This is a genomic window from Campylobacter coli (assembly GCF_009730395.1).
GTDB classification, from domain to species: Bacteria; Campylobacterota; Campylobacteria; order Campylobacterales; family Campylobacteraceae; genus Campylobacter_D; species Campylobacter_D coli.
Genome location: NZ_CP046317.1, coordinates 927,235 through 948,085, shown reverse-complemented (window position 1 = coordinate 948,085; position 20,851 = coordinate 927,235). Strand labels below are relative to the sequence as shown.

General features: G+C 31.7%; 18 protein-coding genes, 1 tRNA gene, 1 other RNA gene and 1 pseudogene. 14 read left to right on the top strand and 7 right to left on the bottom strand.

Annotation, left to right across the window (positions count from 1 at the left end):
- Positions 1–3 precede the first annotated feature (3 nt).
- The 10 genes from FOC43_RS04740 to FOC43_RS04695 all read left to right on the top strand — a co-directional run bounded on the left by FOC43_RS04740 (position 4) and on the right by FOC43_RS04695 (position 10,085).
- A complete protein-coding gene (locus FOC43_RS04740; RefSeq protein WP_002780880.1) occupies positions 4–897 on the top strand; it encodes a polyprenyl synthetase family protein in 894 nt (297 codons plus the stop codon).
- Positions 897–2,192: a glutamyl-tRNA reductase gene (gene hemA, locus FOC43_RS04735; protein ID WP_002780882.1), complete on the top strand. Its 1,296-nt coding sequence runs from the start codon at positions 897–899 to the stop codon at positions 2,190–2,192. The genes FOC43_RS04740 and hemA overlap by 1 nt, the downstream gene beginning before the upstream one ends.
- Positions 2,179–3,888: a proline--tRNA ligase gene (locus FOC43_RS04730; protein WP_004284949.1), complete on the top strand. Its 1,710-nt coding sequence runs from the start codon at positions 2,179–2,181 to the stop codon at positions 3,886–3,888. Before hemA ends, FOC43_RS04730 begins: the two co-directional genes overlap by 14 nt.
- The gene (locus tag FOC43_RS04725) at positions 3,885–4,271 is read left to right on the top strand and encodes a hypothetical protein (RefSeq protein WP_002782917.1); all 387 of its coding nucleotides are present in this window, start codon (positions 3,885–3,887) and stop codon (positions 4,269–4,271) included. Before FOC43_RS04730 ends, FOC43_RS04725 begins: the two co-directional genes overlap by 4 nt.
- On the top strand, positions 4,268–5,194 hold the full coding sequence (gene hemC, locus FOC43_RS04720) for a hydroxymethylbilane synthase (protein WP_002782915.1): 927 nt from the start codon (positions 4,268–4,270) through the stop codon (positions 5,192–5,194). Before FOC43_RS04725 ends, hemC begins: the two co-directional genes overlap by 4 nt.
- A complete protein-coding gene (locus FOC43_RS04715) occupies positions 5,191–6,993 on the top strand; it encodes a menaquinone biosynthesis decarboxylase (protein WP_002782913.1) in 1,803 nt (600 codons plus the stop codon). The genes hemC and FOC43_RS04715 overlap by 4 nt, the downstream gene beginning before the upstream one ends.
- 156 nt (positions 6,994–7,149) lie before the next feature.
- A complete protein-coding gene (locus FOC43_RS04710; RefSeq protein WP_002776146.1) occupies positions 7,150–7,515 on the top strand; it encodes a FlaG family protein in 366 nt (121 codons plus the stop codon).
- A 2-nt stretch (positions 7,516–7,517) separates the two neighbouring features.
- Positions 7,518–9,431 carry a flagellar filament capping protein FliD gene (gene fliD, locus FOC43_RS04705; RefSeq protein WP_004284951.1) on the top strand — a complete coding sequence of 638 codons (1,914 nt, stop codon included), beginning with the start codon at positions 7,518–7,520 and terminating at the stop codon, positions 9,429–9,431.
- A gap of 11 nt (positions 9,432–9,442) precedes the next feature.
- Positions 9,443–9,829, top strand: a complete 387-nt coding sequence (fliS, locus tag FOC43_RS04700) for a flagellar export chaperone FliS (RefSeq protein WP_002776169.1) — start codon at positions 9,443–9,445, stop codon at positions 9,827–9,829.
- The gene (locus FOC43_RS04695; RefSeq protein WP_004284952.1) at positions 9,810–10,085 is read left to right on the top strand and encodes a hypothetical protein; all 276 of its coding nucleotides are present in this window, start codon (positions 9,810–9,812) and stop codon (positions 10,083–10,085) included. Before fliS ends, FOC43_RS04695 begins: the two co-directional genes overlap by 20 nt.
- On the opposite strand, the gene rnpB is transcribed toward FOC43_RS04695, so the two are convergent.
- Positions 10,083–10,407, bottom strand: an RNA gene (gene rnpB, locus FOC43_RS04690) — RNase P RNA component class A. The genes FOC43_RS04695 and rnpB overlap by 3 nt on opposite strands.
- A gap of 106 nt (positions 10,408–10,513) precedes the next feature.
- On the opposite strand from rnpB, the gene efp reads away from it, so the two are divergent.
- On the top strand, positions 10,514–11,083 hold the full coding sequence (gene efp, locus FOC43_RS04685; RefSeq protein WP_002776189.1) for an elongation factor P: 570 nt from the start codon (positions 10,514–10,516) through the stop codon (positions 11,081–11,083).
- Between the two features lie 161 nt (positions 11,084–11,244).
- Here the strand turns inward: efp and FOC43_RS04680 are convergent.
- Both FOC43_RS04680 and FOC43_RS04675 read right to left on the bottom strand, forming a co-directional pair.
- A pseudogene (locus FOC43_RS04680) lies at positions 11,245–12,329 on the bottom strand (FUSC family protein).
- Positions 12,326–13,558, bottom strand: a complete 1,233-nt coding sequence (locus tag FOC43_RS04675) for a glutamate-5-semialdehyde dehydrogenase (protein WP_002776194.1) — start codon at positions 13,556–13,558, stop codon at positions 12,326–12,328. Before FOC43_RS04675 ends, FOC43_RS04680 begins: the two are co-directional and overlap by 4 nt.
- Positions 13,559–13,628: 70 nt before the next feature.
- Here FOC43_RS04675 and FOC43_RS04670 point away from each other — a divergent pair, with 70 nt between their 5' ends.
- A complete protein-coding gene (locus tag FOC43_RS04670) occupies positions 13,629–14,564 on the top strand; it encodes an NAD(P)-binding domain-containing protein (RefSeq protein WP_002776196.1) in 936 nt (311 codons plus the stop codon).
- 225 nt (positions 14,565–14,789) lie between these two features.
- Complete coding sequence (locus FOC43_RS04665) at positions 14,790–16,121, top strand: MATE family efflux transporter (RefSeq protein ID WP_002780904.1); 1,332 nt, start codon at positions 14,790–14,792, stop codon at positions 16,119–16,121.
- Positions 16,122–16,143: 22 nt separating this feature from the next.
- Here FOC43_RS04665 and FOC43_RS04660 read toward each other — a convergent pair whose 3' ends face one another.
- Entirely contained in the window at positions 16,144–17,073 is a 930-nt protein-coding gene (locus FOC43_RS04660) for a DUF2860 family protein (protein WP_002776199.1), read from the bottom strand.
- Positions 17,074–17,214: 141 nt separating this feature from the next.
- Between FOC43_RS04660 and FOC43_RS04655 the strand changes: the two genes are divergently transcribed.
- Entirely contained in the window at positions 17,215–18,588 is a 1,374-nt protein-coding gene (locus tag FOC43_RS04655) for a replicative DNA helicase (protein WP_002780905.1), read from the top strand.
- 236 nt (positions 18,589–18,824) lie between these two features.
- Here the strand turns inward: FOC43_RS04655 and FOC43_RS04645 are convergent, their stop codons facing one another.
- The 3 genes from FOC43_RS04645 to FOC43_RS04635 all read right to left on the bottom strand — a co-directional run bounded on the left by FOC43_RS04645 (position 18,825) and on the right by FOC43_RS04635 (position 20,809).
- A complete protein-coding gene (locus tag FOC43_RS04645; RefSeq protein ID WP_002776203.1) occupies positions 18,825–19,061 on the bottom strand; it encodes an EexN family lipoprotein in 237 nt (78 codons plus the stop codon).
- A gap of 520 nt (positions 19,062–19,581) precedes the next feature.
- A tRNA-Ile gene (locus FOC43_RS04640) sits at positions 19,582–19,658 on the bottom strand.
- A gap of 50 nt (positions 19,659–19,708) precedes the next feature.
- Positions 19,709–20,809 carry an FtsW/RodA/SpoVE family cell cycle protein gene (locus FOC43_RS04635; RefSeq protein ID WP_002780911.1) on the bottom strand — a complete coding sequence of 367 codons (1,101 nt, stop codon included), beginning with the start codon at positions 20,807–20,809 and terminating at the stop codon, positions 19,709–19,711.
- Between the last annotated feature and the right edge of the window lie 42 nt (positions 20,810–20,851).

Here is a 20,851-nt window from a genome sequence, read left to right as displayed (position 1 = left end):
AGGGTGCAGCCAATAGATGATTTGATAAAACAATATTTGCAAGAGCTTGATTATGAACCTATTTTAACTATGCTTGCTAATACCAAATCAGGCAAAAAATTGCGTTCAAAGCTACTTTTAGCAATCGCAGGAGAAAATGCAAATTCTTATAAAATTTGTGCCGCAATAGAACTTATACATTTAGCAAGTTTGTTGCATGATGATATCATAGATGAAAGCAAATTAAGACGTGGTGCAAAGTCTGTTAATGCCGAATTTGGTACAAAAAACGCCCTTATGCTTGGAGATATTTTATATTCAAAAGCTTTTTATGAATTGAGCCAACTAGATGCTTGTTTTGCAAGTATTATTTCAGATGCGGTTGTTAAGCTTGCTGTAGGCGAGCTTATGGATGTTGAGCTTAGCAAAAGTTTTAATGCGGATAAAGATAAATATCTAAAGATGATTTATAATAAAACCGCAGTTTTAATCGAAGCAAGTGCAAGGTGTGGGGCTATTTTGGCAAATTTAGATGAAAAAGCTTTTGGAGAATATGGCAAAAATTTAGGTCTTGCATTTCAAATGATTGATGATATTTTAGACATTAAGGGCGATGAAAAAACCCTTGGAAAACCTGCTATGAATGATTTTAAAGAGGGTAAAACCACTTTGCCTTATATTTATCTTTATGAAAATTTAAATAATGAGGATAGGGCTCAATTAAAGAATTTATTTCAAAAAGATTTAAACAATGATGAAAAAATTTGGATACAAACCAAATTTGAAGAAACAAAAGCTTTAAATAAAGCTATATTGGAGGCTAAAGAATATGCCCACCAAGCAGCACTAGCTATAAAAGATTTTTCCAATGAAAAACTTCAAGATATAATTCAAGCTATGATAGATAGGGATTTTTAATGTATTATTGCATATCTTTTACTCATAAAAATACAGATCTTTCTTTAAGGGAGAGATTGAGTTTTTCAGATGAAGCAAAAAAAAACGAGTTTTTGAGATTGCTAAGCATTCATGAAAATATTGAAGAATGTTTGGTTATAAGCACTTGTAATCGTGTAGAAATAGTAGCTTATGTAAAAGAAGCTTGTGCAGAATATATTATTAAATCCTTAGCTTTATTATGCAATGTAGATAAAGAAAGCTTAGTTCAAAAAGCTGATATTTTTGAAGATAGCGGAGCTATTCATCATCTTTTTTCGGTTGCAAGCTCACTTGATAGTTTGGTTGTTGGAGAAACACAAATCGCAGGGCAATTAAAAGATGCTTTTGCTTTTGCTTTAAAAAATAATTTTTGCGCGGTACATCTTTCAAGGGCAATTCACAGTGCATTTAAATGCGCAGCTAAGGTTCGTAATGAAACCCAAATTTCAAAAAATCCTATTTCAGTCGCTAGTGTAGCAGTAGCTAAGGCTAAAGAACTTTTGCCTTTAGATGGAAAAAGTGCTATAGTTATAGGTGCGGGTGAGATGGGAGAGCTTGCAGCCAAGCATTTAATCACTGCTGGAGCTAGAGTTATAGTGTTAAACAGGGATATGGAAAAGGCTCGTATCCTTTGTGAGAGATTGGGTGTTTTAAGCGAGTGCGATAGCTTAAATAATTTAAAAAAATATCTTGATGAGTATGAACTTTTTTTCTCAGCTACCAATGCCCCAAATGCTATTATTGCAAATTCTTTAATCGATGAGGTCTCTCATAAGAGATATTTTTTTGATATTGCTGTGCCACGAGATATTGATATTAGTGAAAATGAAAAAATATCAGTTTTTGCGGTCGATGATCTTGAAGTTGTTGTGCGAAAAAATTTAGCCTTAAGAGAACAAGAAGCGCGTATGGCGTATGGTATCATCGGGCGTGAGACAGCAGAATTTTTTAGATATTTAAATGATTTAGCTTTAACTCCTATTATAAAAGCGATTCGCTTGCAAGCAAAAGAATGTGCCAACAAACAGCTTCAAATCGCTTTAGATAAAGGATATTTAAAACATTCTGATGAAGAAGAGGCAAGAAAATTAATCCATCAAGTTTTTAAAGCTTTCTTGCATACTCCAACTATGAATTTGAAACATTTGCAAGGTAAAATGCAAAGTGATACAGTGATTAATGCTATGCGTTATATTTTTGATTTGGAAAATAATCTTGAAGGTTTAAATCAATACACATGCGAATTTAATATGGAGAATAATGATGAAATTTAGTAAATTATATGCACCAAGTCTTAAAGAGGCTCCAAAAGATGCGACTTTACCGAGCCATATTTTTTTAACACGCGCTGGCTTTGTTGAGCAAATTGGTAGTGGGCTTTATAATTTTTTACCTTTGGGAAAAAGAGTTTTAGACAAGATTAAAAATATAGTTAAAGAAGAAATGGATAAGGCTGGAGCACAAGAAGTAAATCTTAGTTTTATCACTCCTGCAAGTTTGTGGCAAGAAAGTGGGCGTTATAATGTTTTTGGAAAAGAACTTTTGCGTTTTAAAGACAGAAAAGAAAATGAATTTGTTTTAGGTCCAACACATGAAGAGGCTATGCTTTCTTTGGTAAAAAACAAAATCACAAGCTATAAACAACTTCCTTTGCATTTATATCAAATTGGACTTAAATTTCGTGATGAAGCAAGGCCTAGATTTGGGCTTTTAAGATGTCGTGAATTTCTAATGAAAGATGGATATAGTTTTCATGCTAATGAAGAAGATTTAGGGCGTGAGTTTGAGCTTATGTATAAAACTTATTCTCAAATTTTACAAAGAATGGGGCTTGATTTTAGAGCAGTTGAAGCTGATAGTGGGGCTATTGGTGGAAGTGGTTCTAAGGAATTTATGGTTTTGGCAAAAAATGGTGAGGATGATATTTTAATTTGTGAAAATTGTGATTATGCTGCAAATGTTGAAGCTGCAGTTAGAGCCAATAAAACTTGTGATGAAGAGCGTCCTGAAGCAAATTATGCAAGTAAATTTCACACTCCAAATATTAAAACTATAGATTCTTTAGCACAATTTTTTAAAATTAATGCTTTTTATACGATTAAAGCAGTGGTAAAAAAAGCTATTTATGAAAATGAAAGCAAATTAGTTGTGTTTTTTATAAGAGGAAGTGATGATTTGCAAGAGGTTAAGGCTCAAAACGCTTGCAATGCTCTTGAGCTTGTGGATGCGAGCGAAGAAGAATTAGAAAAAGCGGGATTGGTTGCAGGTTTTATAGGCTTTGTGGGTTTGAAAAATGTTGATTTTTATTTGGATAAAGAGCTTGAAGGCGAAAAACAAATGATAATGGGAGCAAATGAAAAAGATTATCATTTAATAGGCATTGATGTAGTTAATTTAAACAAAGATCGCTTTAAGGATTTAGCAGAGGTTAAAGAAAATGATTGCTGTGCTAAATGTGGAGCAAAATTAAAATTAAGCAAGGGTATAGAAGTAGGACATATTTTTAAATTAGGGCAAAAATATTCTAAGGCTATGAATGCAAATTTCTTAGATGAAAATGGCAAAAGCAAGCCTTTTTACATGGGATGTTATGGTATAGGGGTTTCGCGTTTACTTGCAGTAGCAATTGAGGCAAATCATGATGAAAAGGGTTGTATTTGGAATAAAACCTTAGCTCCTTTTACGCTTGAAATTATAATTTCAAATATCAAAGATGAGAAGTCTTTGGAATTTGCTACCAAGCTTTATGAGGATTTAAGCAATGCAGGTATTGAAGTTTTACTTGATGATAGAAATGAGCGTTTTGGTGTTAAGATGAATGATTTTGAGCTTATGGGCTTTCCTTATGCTTTAGTTGTAGGCAAGGGCTTAGAAAAAGATGAGTTAGAATTTATAGATAGAAAAACACTAGAGAAAAAAATCATATCAAGTAAAGAAGTATTTGATTTTATTAAAAAGAGTGTAGAATGAATTACAAGCTAAGCCTTAGTCCGCTTTTTTTACTAGAACTTGTTGCAAGTATTTTATTTATTGTATTTTTTGGTTTGGGAAATTTTTTAATTTTTATTTTAGCTAGTATGATTTTTGGAGTAATTTTGCTCGGAATTTTTTGGAAAAATATGCTTGAATTTCGTATAAGCGGTTTTAAAGATATGTTGACTCAATTTGCTTTTGTAATGGCGGCTTTTTTGTTTATCTTTCCAGGAATAGTAACGAGTATTTTTGGATTTTTTGTTTTGTGTTTTGGTTTGATTTTTAATTTTGCTAAGCCTAGATATAAAAGAAACTACAGACAAAATAACACTTCTGATGAAGAAATTATCGATGTTGAAATTATAGAGGAGAGAAAATGAAAGAGCTTGTTATAGCTACAAGAAAGAGTCAATTAGCTCTTTGGCAAAGCGAATTTATAGCAGATTTTTTAAATAAAACTCATGGCATAGCAGTTCGCTTAGAAGGCTTTAAAACCAAAGGAGATGTTTTGTTAGATAGCCCACTAGCAAAAATAGGTGGTAAAGGACTTTTTACTAAAGAACTAGAAGAAAGTATGCTAAGAAATGAAGCGCATTTAGCTGTGCATAGTTTAAAAGATGTGCCAAGTTTCTTTCCGCAAGGCTTGGTTTTGGCTGCAGTTAGCAAAAGAGAACAAAGTAATGATGCGATGTTGAGTCAAAATTATAAAGATTTTCTTTCTTTGCCAAAAGGCGCAAAGATAGGCACTACAAGTCTTAGACGCAAAATGCAACTTTTATTATTAAGACCTGATTTGGAAATCATTTCTTTGCGTGGCAATGTAAATTCTCGTATAGAAAAATTAAAAAATGGGGATTTTGATGCGATTATCTTAGCTATGGCAGGTATTAAGCGTTTGGATTTAGATAAACAAGTAAATTTTGTTTATACATTTAGCAAAGATGAGCTAATCCCAGCGGCATCCCAAGGAGCTTTAGGCATAGAAAGTATAGATGATGAAAAATTTTTAAAATTTTTAAAATGTTTAAATGATGACAATGCTTTGATAGAAACTACCATAGAAAGAGAATTTATCTCTACTTTAGAAGGAGGATGTCAAGTGCCTATAGGTATTAACGCAGAACTCTTAGGAGATGAAATTTGTGTGCGTGCTATACTTGGATTGCCTGATGGTAGTGAAATTTTAAAAGAAAAAAGAATGATCAAAAAAAGTGATTTTAAAGGCTTTGGAGAGAGTTTGGCTAAGGAGTTTATTGCTAAAGGTGCTAAAGAACTTTTAAAAAAAGCTGAGAGTATGATATGAAAGAATTTATTCAAATTTTAAAAGAAAATGATCTTTTAAGGGTAATTGAAGAACCTGTAGATGTAGATCTTGAAATCGCTCATTTAGCCTATATAGAAGCTAAAAAAGGAGAAAAAGGGAAGGCTTTATTATTTAAAAATCCTATAGATAAAAAATTAAATAAACAATATAAATTTCCTGTTTTGATGAATACTTTTTGCAATAAAAAGGCTTTAAATTTAGCTTTTGGACGTGATTATGAAGAGGTGGCTGAAGAAATTTCAAAACTCATCAAGCTTCATATTCCTACGAGTTTTAAAGCAAAAATGGATTTTTTTATGAATTTGTTAAGTTTTAAAAATATTCCTCCTAAAAGACTGAAAAAAAATAAAGCCTTGTATGATTATGAAATTTTAAACTCACTTGAAGAACTTCCCATACTAAAAACTTGGGAAGATGATGCGGGTAAATTTATTACCATGGGGCAAGTTTATACACAAAATTTAGATAAAACTCAAAATAATCTTGGAATGTATCGTTTGCAAATGAGTGATAAAAATGAACTTTTAATACATTGGCAAATTCATAAAGATGGGGCAAATTTTTATCACGAATACAAAAATGCTGGTTTTAAAAAAATGCCTGTAAGTATAGCCATAGGTGGAGATCCGCTTTATATTTGGTGTTCTCAAGCACCTTTACCTAAGGGAATTTTTGAACTTTTACTTTATGGTTTTATTAAAAAAACTCCTGCAAAAATTACTCCTTGTGAAAATGGTATTTTTGTACCTTATGATAGTGATGTGGTTATTGAAGGTTATGTGGATTTAGAAGAGTTTAAAATCGAAGGTCCTTTTGGAGATCATACGGGTTTTTACACTCCTGCTGAACTTTTTCCTGTGATGAAAGTAGAAAAAATTTATGCTAAAAAAGATGCGATCTATCAAGCAACGGTTGTAGGAAAGCCTCCTTTAGAAGATAAGATCATGGGGCTTGGTACTGAAAGAATTTTTTTACCCTTGCTTCAAACTTCAGTACCTGATTTAATTGATTATAATATGCCTGAAAATGGGGTCTTTCATAATCTTATCTTAGCAAAAATCGATGCAAAATATCCCGCTCATGCGCAACAAATTATGCATGCATTTTGGGGAGTAGGGCAAATGAGTTTTGTTAAGCATGCAATTTTTGTGGATAAAAATGCACCTTCTTTGAAAGATTATGATGCTTTAATTCCTTATATGTTAGATCGTTTTAATACAAAGAAAATTTTAATTTCAGAAGGAATTTGTGATCAATTAGATCATGCTTCACCTAATTCTTGTTTTGGGGGTAAAGCAGGACTTGATGCTTGTGAAGAAATACAAGTTGAAGAGCTTGAAATTTTAGAAGATGAAAAATTACTAGAACTTTTTAAAACTAAGGTAGAACTTTTAAATTTAAAGCAATTTTATAAAGAAAGTAAAAGTCCTATAGTTTGTATTTTGCTTGATAAAAAAGAAAAAATCGAACAAAGTTTTGACAAACTTTTAGAATTTAAAAAACATTTTAGGATTTTAGTGTTTTTAGATGCTGAAAATAAGCTTGAAAATTCTTATATGCTTGTTTGGCGTGTGGTAAATAATATAGATGCTAAAAGAGATATTTTTATCAAAGAAGAAAGACTTGGAGTAGATGCAAGTGCTAAAGGTGAAGCTGAGGGTTATTTAAGAGCTTGGCCTAAGCAAACAGATTGCACTAAAAGCGTGATAGAAGATTTGATCTTGCGTAATATTTTAGAAAATAATCCAGATCTTTTTAATAAATTTGAAATTTTTTAAGATAATTGAGATTTATTTTAAAATTTTGGCACAGTTTTTGCTTATTATTTTTTTATTATTGAAAAATAAAATTTTCTTTATAAGTGTTCATAAATTTATAAATTTGTCGATATAAGCTTTTAACTAGCAATAGGAAATTTTAAAAAGGATTTTAAAATGGAAATATCGAAGGCAAATGGGCAAATGGATACAGCTTTGGCAAACATTAGCCAAAGAACAAGTGAGACACAGGCTAGTTTAAACATTCAAACCGATAGAAGTCAAGGCCAAGAAGGCGATGATGGACAGCAACGAGGTGTGAGTGAAAAGTTGGCTGATATTACAAAAAAGTTAAATGAGCAAATGGATTCTCTAGATACCAATGTTCGTTTTGGTTATAGTGATAAAATCGGTTCTATGTATATTAGCGTGACTGAAAAAAGCACTGGAAGGGAAATCCGTCAAATTCCTAGTGAAGAAGCTATGAGATTAGCTGAGTATTTTAGGGATGTGATAGGAATGATATTTGATAAGGAGAGTTAAAAATGGCATTTGGTAGTCTATCTAGTTTAGGATTTGGTTCTGGGGTTTTAACTCAAGATACTATAGATAAATTAAAAGAAGCAGAGCAAAAAGCTCGTATTGATCCTTATACTAAAAAAATTGAAGAAAATACAACCAAACAAAAAGATTTAACAGAAATCAAAACTAAATTACTAAGTTTTCAGACGGCTGTTTCATCATTAGCCGATGCTACGGTTTTTGCGAAAAGAAAAGTTGTAGGAAGTATTAGCGATAATCCTCCAGCAAGTCTTACGGTTAATTCGGGTGTTGCTTTACAAAGCATGAATATCAATGTTACTCAACTTGCACAAAAAGATGTGTATCAAAGTAAAGGATTAGTAAATGACGGTGGTTTTGTTAATGCACAATTAAATGGAACTGCCGATCTTACTTTTTTTTCAAATGGCAAAGAATATACTGTTACGGTAGATAAAAACACAACCTATAGAGATTTAGCTGATAAAATTAATGAAGCTAGTGGAGGAGAGATTGTTGCTAAGATTGTAAACACAGGAGAGAAAGGCACTCCTTACCGCTTAACTTTAACCAGTAAAGAAACAGGCGAAGACAGTGCGATAAGTTTCTATGCGGGAAAAAAAGATTCGAATGGTAAATATCAAAAAGATACAAATGCAGAAAAAATATTCGACGATCTTGGATGGGGATTAGATGTATCGGCTTCTATTGATCCAGCTAAGGATAAAAAAGGTTATGGTATTAAGGATACTTCTTTGCATATCCAAACTGCGCAAAATGCAGAATTTACACTTGATGGTATTAAGATGTTTAGATCAAGTAATACTGTTACCGATCTTGGTGTAGGAATGACTTTAACTTTAAATAAAACAGGTGAAATTAATTTTGATGTACAGCAAGATTTTGAAGGCGTGACAAAAGCCATGCAAGATTTGGTGGATGCTTATAATGATTTAGTAACCAATCTTAATGCTGCAACTGACTATAATAGTGAAACTGGAACAAAAGGAACTTTACAAGGCATCAGTGAAGTAAATTCAATACGCTCAAGCATTCTTGCTGATTTGTTTGATTCTCAAGTTGTTGATGGAACTACTGAAGATGCAAATGGTAATAAAGTGAACACTAAGGTTATGCTTTCTATGCAGGATTTTGGCTTAAGTTTAAATGATGCAGGCACTTTGAGTTTTAATTCTTCTAAATTTGAACAAAAAGTTAAAGAAGATCCAGACTCTACTGAAAGTTTTTTTTCAAATATTACTAAATACGAAGACATTAATCACACAGGAGAGGTAATTAAGACAGGAAGTTTAAGTAAATATCTTAATTCCAATGGTTTAGAATTTAAACCAGGAGATTTTACTATAGTTTTTAATAATCAAACATATGATTTATCTAAAAATTCTGATGGTACTAATTTTAAATTAACAGGGAAAACAGAGGAAGAATTGCTTCAAAATTTAGCTAATCATATAAACAGTAAAGGTATTGAAGGCTTAAAAGTTAAGGTTGAATCCTATAATCAAAACAATGTTACAGGGTTTAGGTTGAATTTTAGTGGAGATGGTAGTTCGGATTTTTCAATCAAAGGAAATGCTAGCATTCTCAAGGAATTAGGTTTGTCTGATGTAAATATAACCTCTAAGCCTATAGAAGGTAAAGGTATTTTTTCAAAATTAAAAGCCACGTTGCAAGAGATGACTGGAAAAGATGGTTCAATTACAAAATATGATGAGAGTTTGACAAATGATATTAAATCATTAAATACCTCTAAAGACTCAACTCAGGCTATGATTGATACAAGATACGATACAATGGCGAATCAATGGTTGCAATATGAGAGTATTTTAAATAAACTCAATCAACAGCTAAATACTGTGACTAATATGATTAATGCGGCAAACAATTCTAATAATTAAGGATAAAAAAGATGCAAAATAATTTAGCCTATAATGCTTATTCTCAAAATCAAGTGGGGATAGAGTCTCCGCAAAAACTTATTGAAATGCTTTATGAGGGAATTTTGCGTTTTTGTGCAAGAGCTAAAGTAGCCATAAGAAATGAAGATATAGAACAAAGAGTGTATTTTGTAAAAAGAACTACGGCTATTTTTATAGAGCTTATTAATACTTTAAACTATGAAAAAGGCGGAGAAGTGGCTCATTATCTTAGTGGTCTTTACACAAGAGAAATTCAGCTTTTATCTTTGGCAAATTTAGAAAATAACGAAGATAGAATCAATGAAGTTATAAATGTAACCAAAGGTTTGCTAGAAGCTTGGAGAGAAGTGCATAACAATGAAACAGTGGCTCAGTGATTTTAAACTTGCATTAATCCAAGAAGATGTCAATAAACTTGAAAATTTACTTGATGAACTTGATATGAAAGCTTTTATTAAAAATTTAGCCAAAGAATCGCCTTCAGAAGATTTTTTAAAAGAAAATGCAAATGATGTATTTTATCAAGTTCAAGCTCTTTTGCAAGAAGCTGTTATACTGATTGAACAAAAGAAAAAAACAAAAGCTGTTGAAATTCAAAAAATTCAAAAAGCGTTGACATATTTTAAATCTTAAAAAAGCATAGCGATAAGCCGAGTTCTGTCTAGAATGCTCATTTATCTAGTTTTGTTTTCGCAAACAAAATCAAGCGAAGGGTTAAAACAAAGACCTTAACCATCCCTTCTTGCTGCACATTGGGTTTACATAGCCGAAATTGTTGCCAAAATCGCTGGTAAGCTTTTACCTCACCGTTTCACCTTTTCCACTTTTGTGGTAGTTTTCTTTCTGTTGCACTGTCCCTTAGGTCGCCCTAGCCATCTGTTAGATGGAATGTTTGTCTTTTGCAGCTCGGACTTTCCTCTTCTTTTTTTAAAGAAGCGAGCATTTACTATGCTTTAAAGCTAAATTCTAACAAAAAAATGCTTATTTTATTATCAATTATATTGTGATATCAAATAATTTTTGTTAGAATTATAATTTATTTTTAATATAAAAGGAAAATTATGGCATCTTATTCAATGGGTGATTTAAAAAAAGGGCTTAAAATCGAAATCGATGGAATTCCTTTTAAAATAGTTGAATATCAACATGTAAAACCAGGAAAAGGTCCTGCTTTTGTGCGTATAAAAATCAAATCTTTTATTGATGGTAAGGTTTTAGAAAAAACTTTTCACGCAGGAGATAAATGCGAAGCTCCAAATTTGGAAGAAAAAACTATGCAGTATCTTTATGATGATGGAGAAAATTGTCAATTTATGGATACAGAATCTTATGAGCAAGTTGCAATCAGTGATGAAGATGTAGGCGAAGCAAAAAAATGGATGCTTGATGGTATGATGGTGGATGTACTTTTTCACAACGGCAAGGCTATTGGCGTGGAAGTTCCGCAAGTTGTAGAACTTAAGATTGTAGAAACAGCTCCAAATTTTAAAGGCGATACTCAAGGTTCAAACAAAAAACCTGCTACACTTGAAACAGGTGCAGTTGTGCAAATTCCTTTCCATGTTTTAGAGGGTGAAGTTATACGCGTTGATACAGTGCGCGGAGAATATATCGAAAGAGCTAATAAATAAAATTTTTACGCGTACAGATTTTTTTAAGCGCGTTTGATTTTATCGCAAAAAATAAATATCAAATTCAGCAAGTTTGTGTAAATTAAGATATTTATGTAAGATTTTAAAATATATTATTTCAGCTTTTAATGCATGCAAGCTTAAAAGCTGAATTTAAAGAATTATTTACTTGTCAATTTTACTCTAAAAATGTATTTTGCAATGTATTTAAAATATTTTCTTAAATAAGCCCTATGAATAACAAAACCTCCTAAAAGTCCTAAAAGACTGCCTATGATAATATCTTGTAAGCGAGCGTGTATTAACATATCAACACTTAAGTTTCCAAAAGAAGCCGCCTCGGCCAGATAGGTCACATAAGGTGTAAGAAAAATGACAGCTAAGGCATAGTTTCTAACTACTAAAAATTCAATTATAAAGGCTAAAAACATCATTAAAAAGATAAATTCTAAAGGAGTGAATTTAATTCTTAAAAGCCACCATGCAAATAAAATTCCAACTGTTGTTCCAAGAATGCGTTGAAGTTGTTTTATCCAAACTGAATTTAAATTAGTCCCTTGTAAGATAACCGTTGTGCTAACTGCGACCCAATAACTTCGATCAAGTTCTAAAAATGTTCCTAAAAACACAGCAAAGCCAACAAAAAAAGCAATAATTATAGAATCCACAAAGATAACATCAAAACCTAAATTTCCATTTTTTAAAACGGGTTTGGGTGGAGAATTTTTAAAAATATAAATGACAGATACAGAGTATAAAAAAGCAGTTATATTAGCAATGATACCGCCTATACAGATTAGTCCCACTAGAAAAATATAATCTTTTGGCGGAAAAGGAAAAAATGAAGCTAGTAAACAGGAAAAAACGAAGAAAAAATATCCTGCGCGCCTATATTATAATAGCGTATCAAAATAGAGCTAGCCATAGCTACTAAGCCAACTACAAGCGGAGAGAATGCAGGAAAAAAATGCGTGCAAAGTCCTATTAAAAAAGACAAACACAAACCAAAAGAGCAGCACATTGTAACAGCCATTCTATGATACATAGGTGTATTGGTTGTATAAACAAAAGCCATGATTCCTATTATAGCAATTAATCCTAAGTCCATACGATCATAATATGCAGCAATACTAAGCGCAAATCCAACTGCTAAGGCAAAGAAAAAAGGCATTTGCCAAACTCTTTCGGTTGGATTAAGTTGTATGATTTCTTTACATTGTTGTTTTAAAATTTTTCTTTTACTCATTTTCTTATCTGTCCTTCTCCACTGATTAAGTATTTATAGGTGCAAATATCTTCAACTCCCATAGGACCTCTTGCATGAAGTTTGCTTGTGGAAATTCCTACCTCTCCACCAAAGCCAAATTCACCCCCATCACTAAAACGAGTCGAGGCATTGACATAAATACAAGATGAGCGTAGAAGGCGTTGAAATTTGCCTATGTTTAAAGCATTGTTTGAGATTATGGTTTCAGAGTGTAAAGAGCTGTGTTGGTTGATATGCTCTATAGCCTCATCACAATCTTTTACCGATTTTATACTGATAGCATAATCAAGCCATTCTGTATCAAAAGTGCTTTCATCAGCCTTTGAAATTTCTAATTTTGAGTTTTTAAAATGTTCTAAGATATTTTCATGTGCGTGAATTTTTACCTTAAATTTTTCAAATTCAGGGATTAAAAGCTTTATAAAATCTTTAGCAATTTTTTCATGGATTAAAAGGGTTTCTAGAGCATTACAAACGCTTACTCTTTGGCATTTTGCATTAAGGATGATTTCTAAAGCCATATTTAAATTTGCACTCTCATCCACAAAAGCATGACATAAGCCTTTATCTTGTTTAATGAGTGGAATTTTTGTATGACTAGCAATTTCTTGTATCATGTTTGAACTTCCACGAGGGATGATCACATCAACCAAATCATCAAAAGCTAAAATTTGCATGATTTCATTTCTTTCATAAAACATAGCAAAACAATCTTGCAAATTAAACTTTTCTAACACTTTATAAACAAGATCAAATATGGCCGAATTTGTAAATTTTGCCTCACTGCCTCCTTTAAGTACGCAAGCATTGGAGCTTTTTATCATTAAAGCGATGATTTCAGCACTTAGGCTTGGTCTTGCTTCATAAATCACACTGATTAATCCTATAGGAATGCTGATTTTTTCTATCTTTAAGCCCGCATAATTAACCCAGCCTTTAGAAATTTTACCTATAGGATCTTCTAAATAAGCAATCTTTTCCAAAGCATCACAAAGAGAAAAAATGCGTTTTTTATCTAGTAAAAGTCTATCTCGCATTGCTCCGCTTTTGGTAAAATTTGTCATGTCTTTTTCATTGGCTTCTAATATGATTTTAAAATTCTCTCTTAAAGCACAAGCTAATTTCAATATAATATTTTCTTTATCCTTGGGAGTTAAATTGAGCAGTTTTTGAGAATTTTTCTTAATATTTTCAAGTAAATTTCGCATTTTTAATCCTTTATTTACAAAAAACTTGATAAATTATACAAAAAAATTTAGAATTGAAAGGTAAATTTGAATGAAAAAAGTAGATTTAATTGTAGTAGGTGCAGGGCCGACAGGAATTGGTTGTGCGGTTGAAGCTAAGCTTAAAAATAAAGAAGTTTTGGTATTAGAAAAATCAAACAATATTTGTCAAACTTTGATGCAGTTTTATAAAGATGGCAAAAGGGTTGATATGGCTTATAAGGGTTGTGAAGGCACAAATCACGGACATGTTCCTTTTCAAGATGGAACCAAAGAAAGCACTATAGAGACTTTTCAAAATGCTTTAAATGAGCATAAAATAGAAGTTGAGTTTGGCTCTGAGGTAGAGAGTGTGAAAAATGAAAATGGAGTATTTTTAGTAAGTACAGGCAAGGGTGTTTATGAGTGTAAAAATATCATCGTAGCTATAGGTAGAATGGGTAAGCCTAATAAGCCTGATTATAAACTTCCTATAACTTTAACAAAGATTATTAATTTCAATGCTAATTCTGTTTTAGGTGATGAAAAAATCCTTGTTGTAGGAGGCGGAAATTCAGCTGCAGAGTACGCAGTAGATTTAGCTAATTCTAATAAAGTAAGCCTTTGTTATCGCAAGAAAGAATTTACAAGATTAAACGATATCAATCTTAAAGATATTCACGAAGCTGGAAATTCAGGCAAAGTAGAATTAAAACTCGGTATAGATATAGAAGAACTTGAGGATGATAATGGTAAAGCTAAGGTGAAATTTAACGATGGCAGCAACGAGACTTATGATAGAATCATTTATGCTATCGGTGGTTCTACTCCTCTTGATTTTTTACAAAAATGCGGAATCAATGTCGATGATAAAGGAGTTCCTTTAATGGATGAAAATAAACAAAGCAATGTAAAAGGTATTTTCGTAGCAGGGGATATCGCAACTAAAAATGGCGCAAGCATAGTAACAGGCTTAAATGACGCTGTAAAGATACTTGCCGTAATTTAATCAAATTTGGCCCTTGGGCTGAATTTGACTTATTAAACTTTCAATATTATAATTTCTTTATTATATTTTAATTTTTAAATATTATCATGCAAACACAAGATAAAAACAATAAAAAAATCATACCGATAGAAACCTATCGCTTAGCTTTCTACATACTAGGACTTCAAACACTCTATTAGCTCCTTTTAAGATATTTGTATTGTTAAATATTTTAAAGGATTTTTTATGTCAAATATTTTTAGCACCTTAAGCCCTTTTAGGCTTTTTGTTAAATGTGCTGTGCCTAATGTAATAAGCATGGCATTTATTTCTTTTTATTATATTGTTGATGGAATTTTTGTTGGAAAATATCTAGGAAATGACGCTTTAGCAGCTTTGGCCTTGATTATTCCTTTTATTATGATATCTTTTGCTTTGGCTGATATGATAGCCATTGGTTCAGCTGTGCAAATTTCTATGCATTTAGGACTTGGGAAGAAACATTTAGCTAGAAAAATCTTTAGTTCTAGTATGTTAATTATCTTCCTTATTTCATGCTTGGTAGGTATTTTAGAATATCTTTTAAGTCCTGTTTTGATCGATTTTTTAGATGTAAATGAAGATATCAAATCAATGGCAAAAGAGTGTATGCTTGTATTTGCTTTGTTCGCCCCCTTTACTATGTGTTCTTTTGCTTTGGATAATTATCTTAGAATTTGCGGAAAAACAACTTATAGTATGACAATGAATGTGATTATAGCATTGAGTAATATAGTGCTTGATTATATTTTCATCGTTGTGTTGGGTTGGGGCTTGTTTTCAGCAGCTCTTGCGACTTGCTTGGGGCTTATGCTAGGCGGTATTTTTGGAATTTTTCCTTTTTTATTTCAGAATTTAGAGCTTAAATTTTCAAGTTTGTATATGAATATGAAGATTTTTAAAAACATAGTTTATAATGGAAGCAGTGAATTTTTTGGCAATATCTCGGGTTCTTTATATGGTATATTTGCTAATTTAGTTTTGTTAAAAATTTCAGGCACTCAAGCAGTTGCCGCTTTTTCTATCGTTTCGTATATTGATAATTTTATCATTATGCTTATTATCGCTATGGGTGATGCGATGCAACCTGCATTAAGTTATAATTATGCTAAAAAAGATTTTTCAAGGATTAAAGATATTTTAAAGGTAATGTTTTTTGCAGGTGCGATTTTATCTTTATTGTCTGTTGCAATGATATTTGTTTTGGGTAAGGATTTAGTAGGATTATTTACTCAAGAAAATGATCAAGAATTTATCATTTTTGCTTATATGGCTTTGATGTTGTTTTCTTTTAATTATCTTTTTGCGTGGTTTAATGTTTTAAGTGGTTCTTTTTTAACAGCGAGCAATAAAGCGAGTTTTTCTTTGATTTTAAGCTTGAGTCAAAATCTTTTTATTCCTTTATGTTTTCTTTTGATTTTATCTTCTATCATGGGCTTAAAAGGAGTGTGGCTTAGTCCATTTTTTGCTGAATTTTGTGTTTTGGTTTTAGCTTGTATTTTTGTTAGAAAAGTCTTTAAGAAACTATCGTTTTTATAAGGATAGTTTCTTTGGATTGATTTTAGAATTTATATCCTACACCTGTAAGTAAGATGTGATATGTTTCATCGTAAAAATCTATATCGCTATTTCTTTTTTCTAAGCCATAATTTGTAAAACCATAAAGTGAGTTATAGCCTAAGAATTGATTTTTTACGAGCTTGAGATTGAATTTTGTAATGCTACCATCTTGTTTTTGGTTAAAAATAGGATCGGTGCCATCTGCTTTGTATTGATTTAAGCTTAGGCTTGGAGTTAGGATATAATTTCTTGCAAAAACCAGATGTGTTCCTATTTTAAAGCCATATCTTGAGTAGCTTTGAGCCTTTCCATCGGCATCATTATAATCATAGTTTAAGCCTAAATTTAATAAAGAATAATTATAGCTTAATTCTAACTCATGATAATTTCCCTCTCGTTTAAGAGAAGCAAATTCTATACTTTCTTTATCTAATTTATTTTTTGCAAAAACATAAGAAGCGTTGAATTTTCCAAAATCACTTTCATAAAGTTGTGAAATTCTAAAGCCGTATTTACTTACATCGGTTTCTTCACGATTGCCTATAAAATAAGGATTAGCATAAGCTTTTTCTCTTAAAGATGAAATGAAAGAAAAAGAAGTGCTAAAGCGTTCTAAATAAGCTCTTTCATAACCCAAAGCAATACCGCTTAAATCCCTTCCGTTGTAGTTTTTAAGAAATACTCTATCATTATCGATTAAATTGCCATAATAAAGCTCAAGACCTATAAAAGGGATAGCAGCTGTATCAGAATTATCGGCATTGTATCCGCTTAGATAGTCACTATTTGCTAGAGGTGAGATATTGCTCTTAACATCTCTTACACCTACTCCTAGGCTTAAATTTCCGCTAAGACCACTTTGAAATTCTATGGATGAAGCTTGACTTACAAATAAAGAGGCCAAAGCAAAAGAAAATAAGGTTTTTTTCAAGATAAACTCCTTGATAGTTTTTATAATTAGAAATTTTATTGTAACTAATATTACTTTAATTTTTTATAAAAAGCTTATGTGAATTTTTAGATTCTTTTAGATAAAATCTTTCAATAAATTTTACTCAAAAAAGGAAAATAGGTGCAGCAAGAGCATTTTGATTTGGATTTAGAACGTGCAATCTTAAGTAGTTGTATTATGAGTGAGGATGCTTATTCTAGTATAGCAGGAGATATAGAACCTAAGGATTTTAGTCTTAAAGCTCATCAGGATGTTTTTAAAGCTATTATTGCTTGCGTGAATGCTGGAGAGCCTATATCGATTAGCTTTTTAAAAAAGCATAAAAAAATAGACGAGCAAATTTTAACCGAGATTATCGCAACTCCTTCGATAATAGATCTTCCCGCTTATGTCAATGAACTTCGCGAAAAGTCGATTAAAAGACAGCTTTTAAGCTTTGCCCATCTTTTGCCAACAAGGATCAATGATAATCGCGCAGTCAGTGAAATTTCTGATGAAATCGGCAAGGAAATTTTTAACATCACCAATCGTGTAAACACCAACGATATCAAAGATATAGAAATAGTCTTAAGCGAGCTTTTGGAAGAATTTAAAAAACAAAAAAGCCTTGAAAACAAATCCGTGATAGGACTTGATACAGGATTTGAAGATCTAAATACTATGACTAAGGGTTTTAAAGGTGGGGAGCTTATCATCATCGCAGCGCGCCCAGGTATGGGAAAAACAACTTTGTGCTTAAATTTTATAGAAAAGGTTTTAAGACAGGATAAAGGAGTGGTGATGTTTTCGCTTGAAATGCCTGCTGCTCAAATCATGCAAAGAATGCTTTCGGCAAAAACTTCCATTCCTTTGCAAAAAATCTTGACTGCGGATTTAAATGATAACGAATGGGAACGCATTGGCGATGCTTGCAATTATTATTCTAAAAAGAAATTATTTATCTATGATAGTGGTTATGCGACTATTACAGATGTAAGAGCGATTTTAAGGCGCTTAAAGGCTCAAGAAGAAAGTATAGGGCTTTGCGTGATCGACTATATAGGGCTTATGATGAGTAATTCTAATTTTAATGATAGACATTTGCAAGTCAGCGAAATTTCAAGAGGGCTTAAGCTTTTAGCAAGGGAGCTTGATATGCCTATCATCGCGCTTTCACAGCTCAATCGTTCTTTAGAACAGCGTGCAAACAAGCGTCCTATGATGAGTGATTTACGTGAAAGTGGGGCTATAGAGCAGGATGCGGATACGATTTTGTTTGTATATCGTGATGAGGTTTATAGGGAACAAGATGAAAAAGAGCGTGAAAATAAAGCGAAAGCCGAAGGCAAGCCTTATCAAAGAAATTTCATTCCTAATCCTATGCAAGAAAATGCTGAAATTTTAGTCGGCAAAAATAGAAATGGTCCTGTAGGGGTTGTCGAGGTTTTATTTTTAAAAGAAAAATCTTGTTTTGTGGATAAGCCACGATTTGAGAGTGTTGAATTTCAGGAGTAGGGATTAACTCTATAGGTCGAGCTTAATTTGCCATAAAGAAATTTAGAAAGAGAACAAAGTCAAAAGTCTAAACTAAATCAATAATAACTAAAGTCCAAAATACCCATAAACAAGCGGTTTTAATAAGAGGCATTCAAGATAAAAGCCCATTGTGTATTATGCTTAAAACGCCTTCTGCACTTTCAACCCCAAAAGCTAAATTTGGAGCAAGAAAAATTAAAAAAATAATCGCTAGTTTATTTCCATTTAAGAGCGTCTTTGTTGTAATTTTCATTTTTTCCAATTCCGTAAGGAACACGATTGTCGGTTTGCATTTCAACTGCCCATTTTGCATTAGAACAATCCCTTTGTTGAGTTTCATTCATTTTCTCCATTTTTTTACATTCTGCAACTCTAGCTTTAGCCTCATCTAAGTGTGCTTTATAATAATCGCTTGTTTTTGCTTCATCTCCACAACCTGCTAAAAAAGCCAAAGCGCCTCAACCAATTAACCCACTAAAAATAAAATGTTTCATTGCTCTTCTCCTTGATTTGATATAGAAACAAAATATTTTAGCATTATTTTATTTCTATTTAAGAGCGTCTGAGTTTGATTTACTTCAAGTTTTTTTAATATAACCTGCATCTTTTATAAATTTATCCATTTTTACCTGTTGCATTATTCTTTGATTGCTAAGTAATGAGTAGATATATTATTTTAATCTATAATAAGTGATTTTGATTTTTTGAGTGGTTTTTACAGTCTGCAATTTTTCATCAGGGTTTTGTTTAAGTTTTGCAATGAGTGTGGCTTTGTTTTAGAAAACTTTATATTGAAGTTTTAATTGTTGTTATGTATCATTAAATTTTTATCATAAAGAATTTTTAAAAAAAGAGATTAAATTCTACTTTAGATTTGGAGTGTTAAATAAGTAAAGTATTTGTTTAAAATATTATTTGTTAATTGAATAAGTTTGATTTGTTTTTGGATTATATATGAAATAATTAAAGTAATGGTGGATTTAGCAGGACTCGAACCTGCGACCAACCGGTTATGAGCCGGTTGCTCTAACCAACTGAGCTATAAATCCGCCTTAATTTTTAAAGATAAAATTATATCTTATTTTTGCTTAAAATTATTTTATTTATTTTTATTGTCTACCCAAAAGTATCTAAAGGTAATCAAATGCTGTAAAATTCCAAAGAAAATCATAAAAATCGTAAAAGAACTTCCACCATAGCTAAAAAAAGGCAAAGGGATACCAACAACAGGCGCAAACCCTATAGTCATCGAAATATTTACCGCAGCATAAATAAAAATAAACAATGCTACGCAGTTTATAGCAACTCTAGCAAAATAATCATCCTTAAGCTTTTGATTTAAGCTTAGTAAATGAAAGATGAGTAGAGTATAAAGTAAAATCAATACAAATCCCCCCAAAAAGCCAAATCTTTCTATAAGATATGCAAAGATAAAATCACTTGTAGAGATAGGCAAAAAGTTAAAATGCGTTTGTGTAGCTTCATCTTGAGATTTTCCTATAAGGCCGCCATTGCCTATGGCTATCATGGATTGTGCGACTTGATAGCTTGGTTTTTCGGAGATAAAATCATGAATTCTTTGTTTTTGGTAGGGCTTTAACAAATGCGTATAAATGATGGGAGAGCTTATACCGATGGCGATGATGATACTAAGCCAAATTTTATAATGCACACCCATGATAAAAAGCACACCAAAACCTACGATTAAAAGCACCATAGCACTTCCTAAATCAGGCTCTTGAGCGATCAATAAAAAAGGCAAAATGATAAAAAAACTAAGCTTTAGAAATTGTTTTAGTTTATAGCCATTTTTAGGCGGTGGATCTTGATAGATGAGATAAGCAAGCATTAAAATAAAACTAGGTTTAAAAATTTCAGAGGGCTGGATGGTAAAATGAGTAAAAGGAATTTCAAGCCATCTTTTAGCACCCAACTTTTCAACACCAAAAATATCTGTACTTAAAAGCAAAAAGATATTGACCCAATAAGCTATGGGTATAAGCCACATCAGTTTGCGAATAGGCAATAAAAAGAATACGCTAAATGCGGCAATTCCTACACAGGCATAGACAAATTGTTTTTCGGCTAAAAAAGCATTGGCTTCAAAGATTAAAAAAAACGAAATTAAAATAATAGGTACAAACAAAATAGGTTGCATATAATCAAAATGTGTTAAAATTCTTCTATCAGGTATAAACAAAATTTGCCTTCAATTTGTAGTATTAAAATATAATTATAAAAT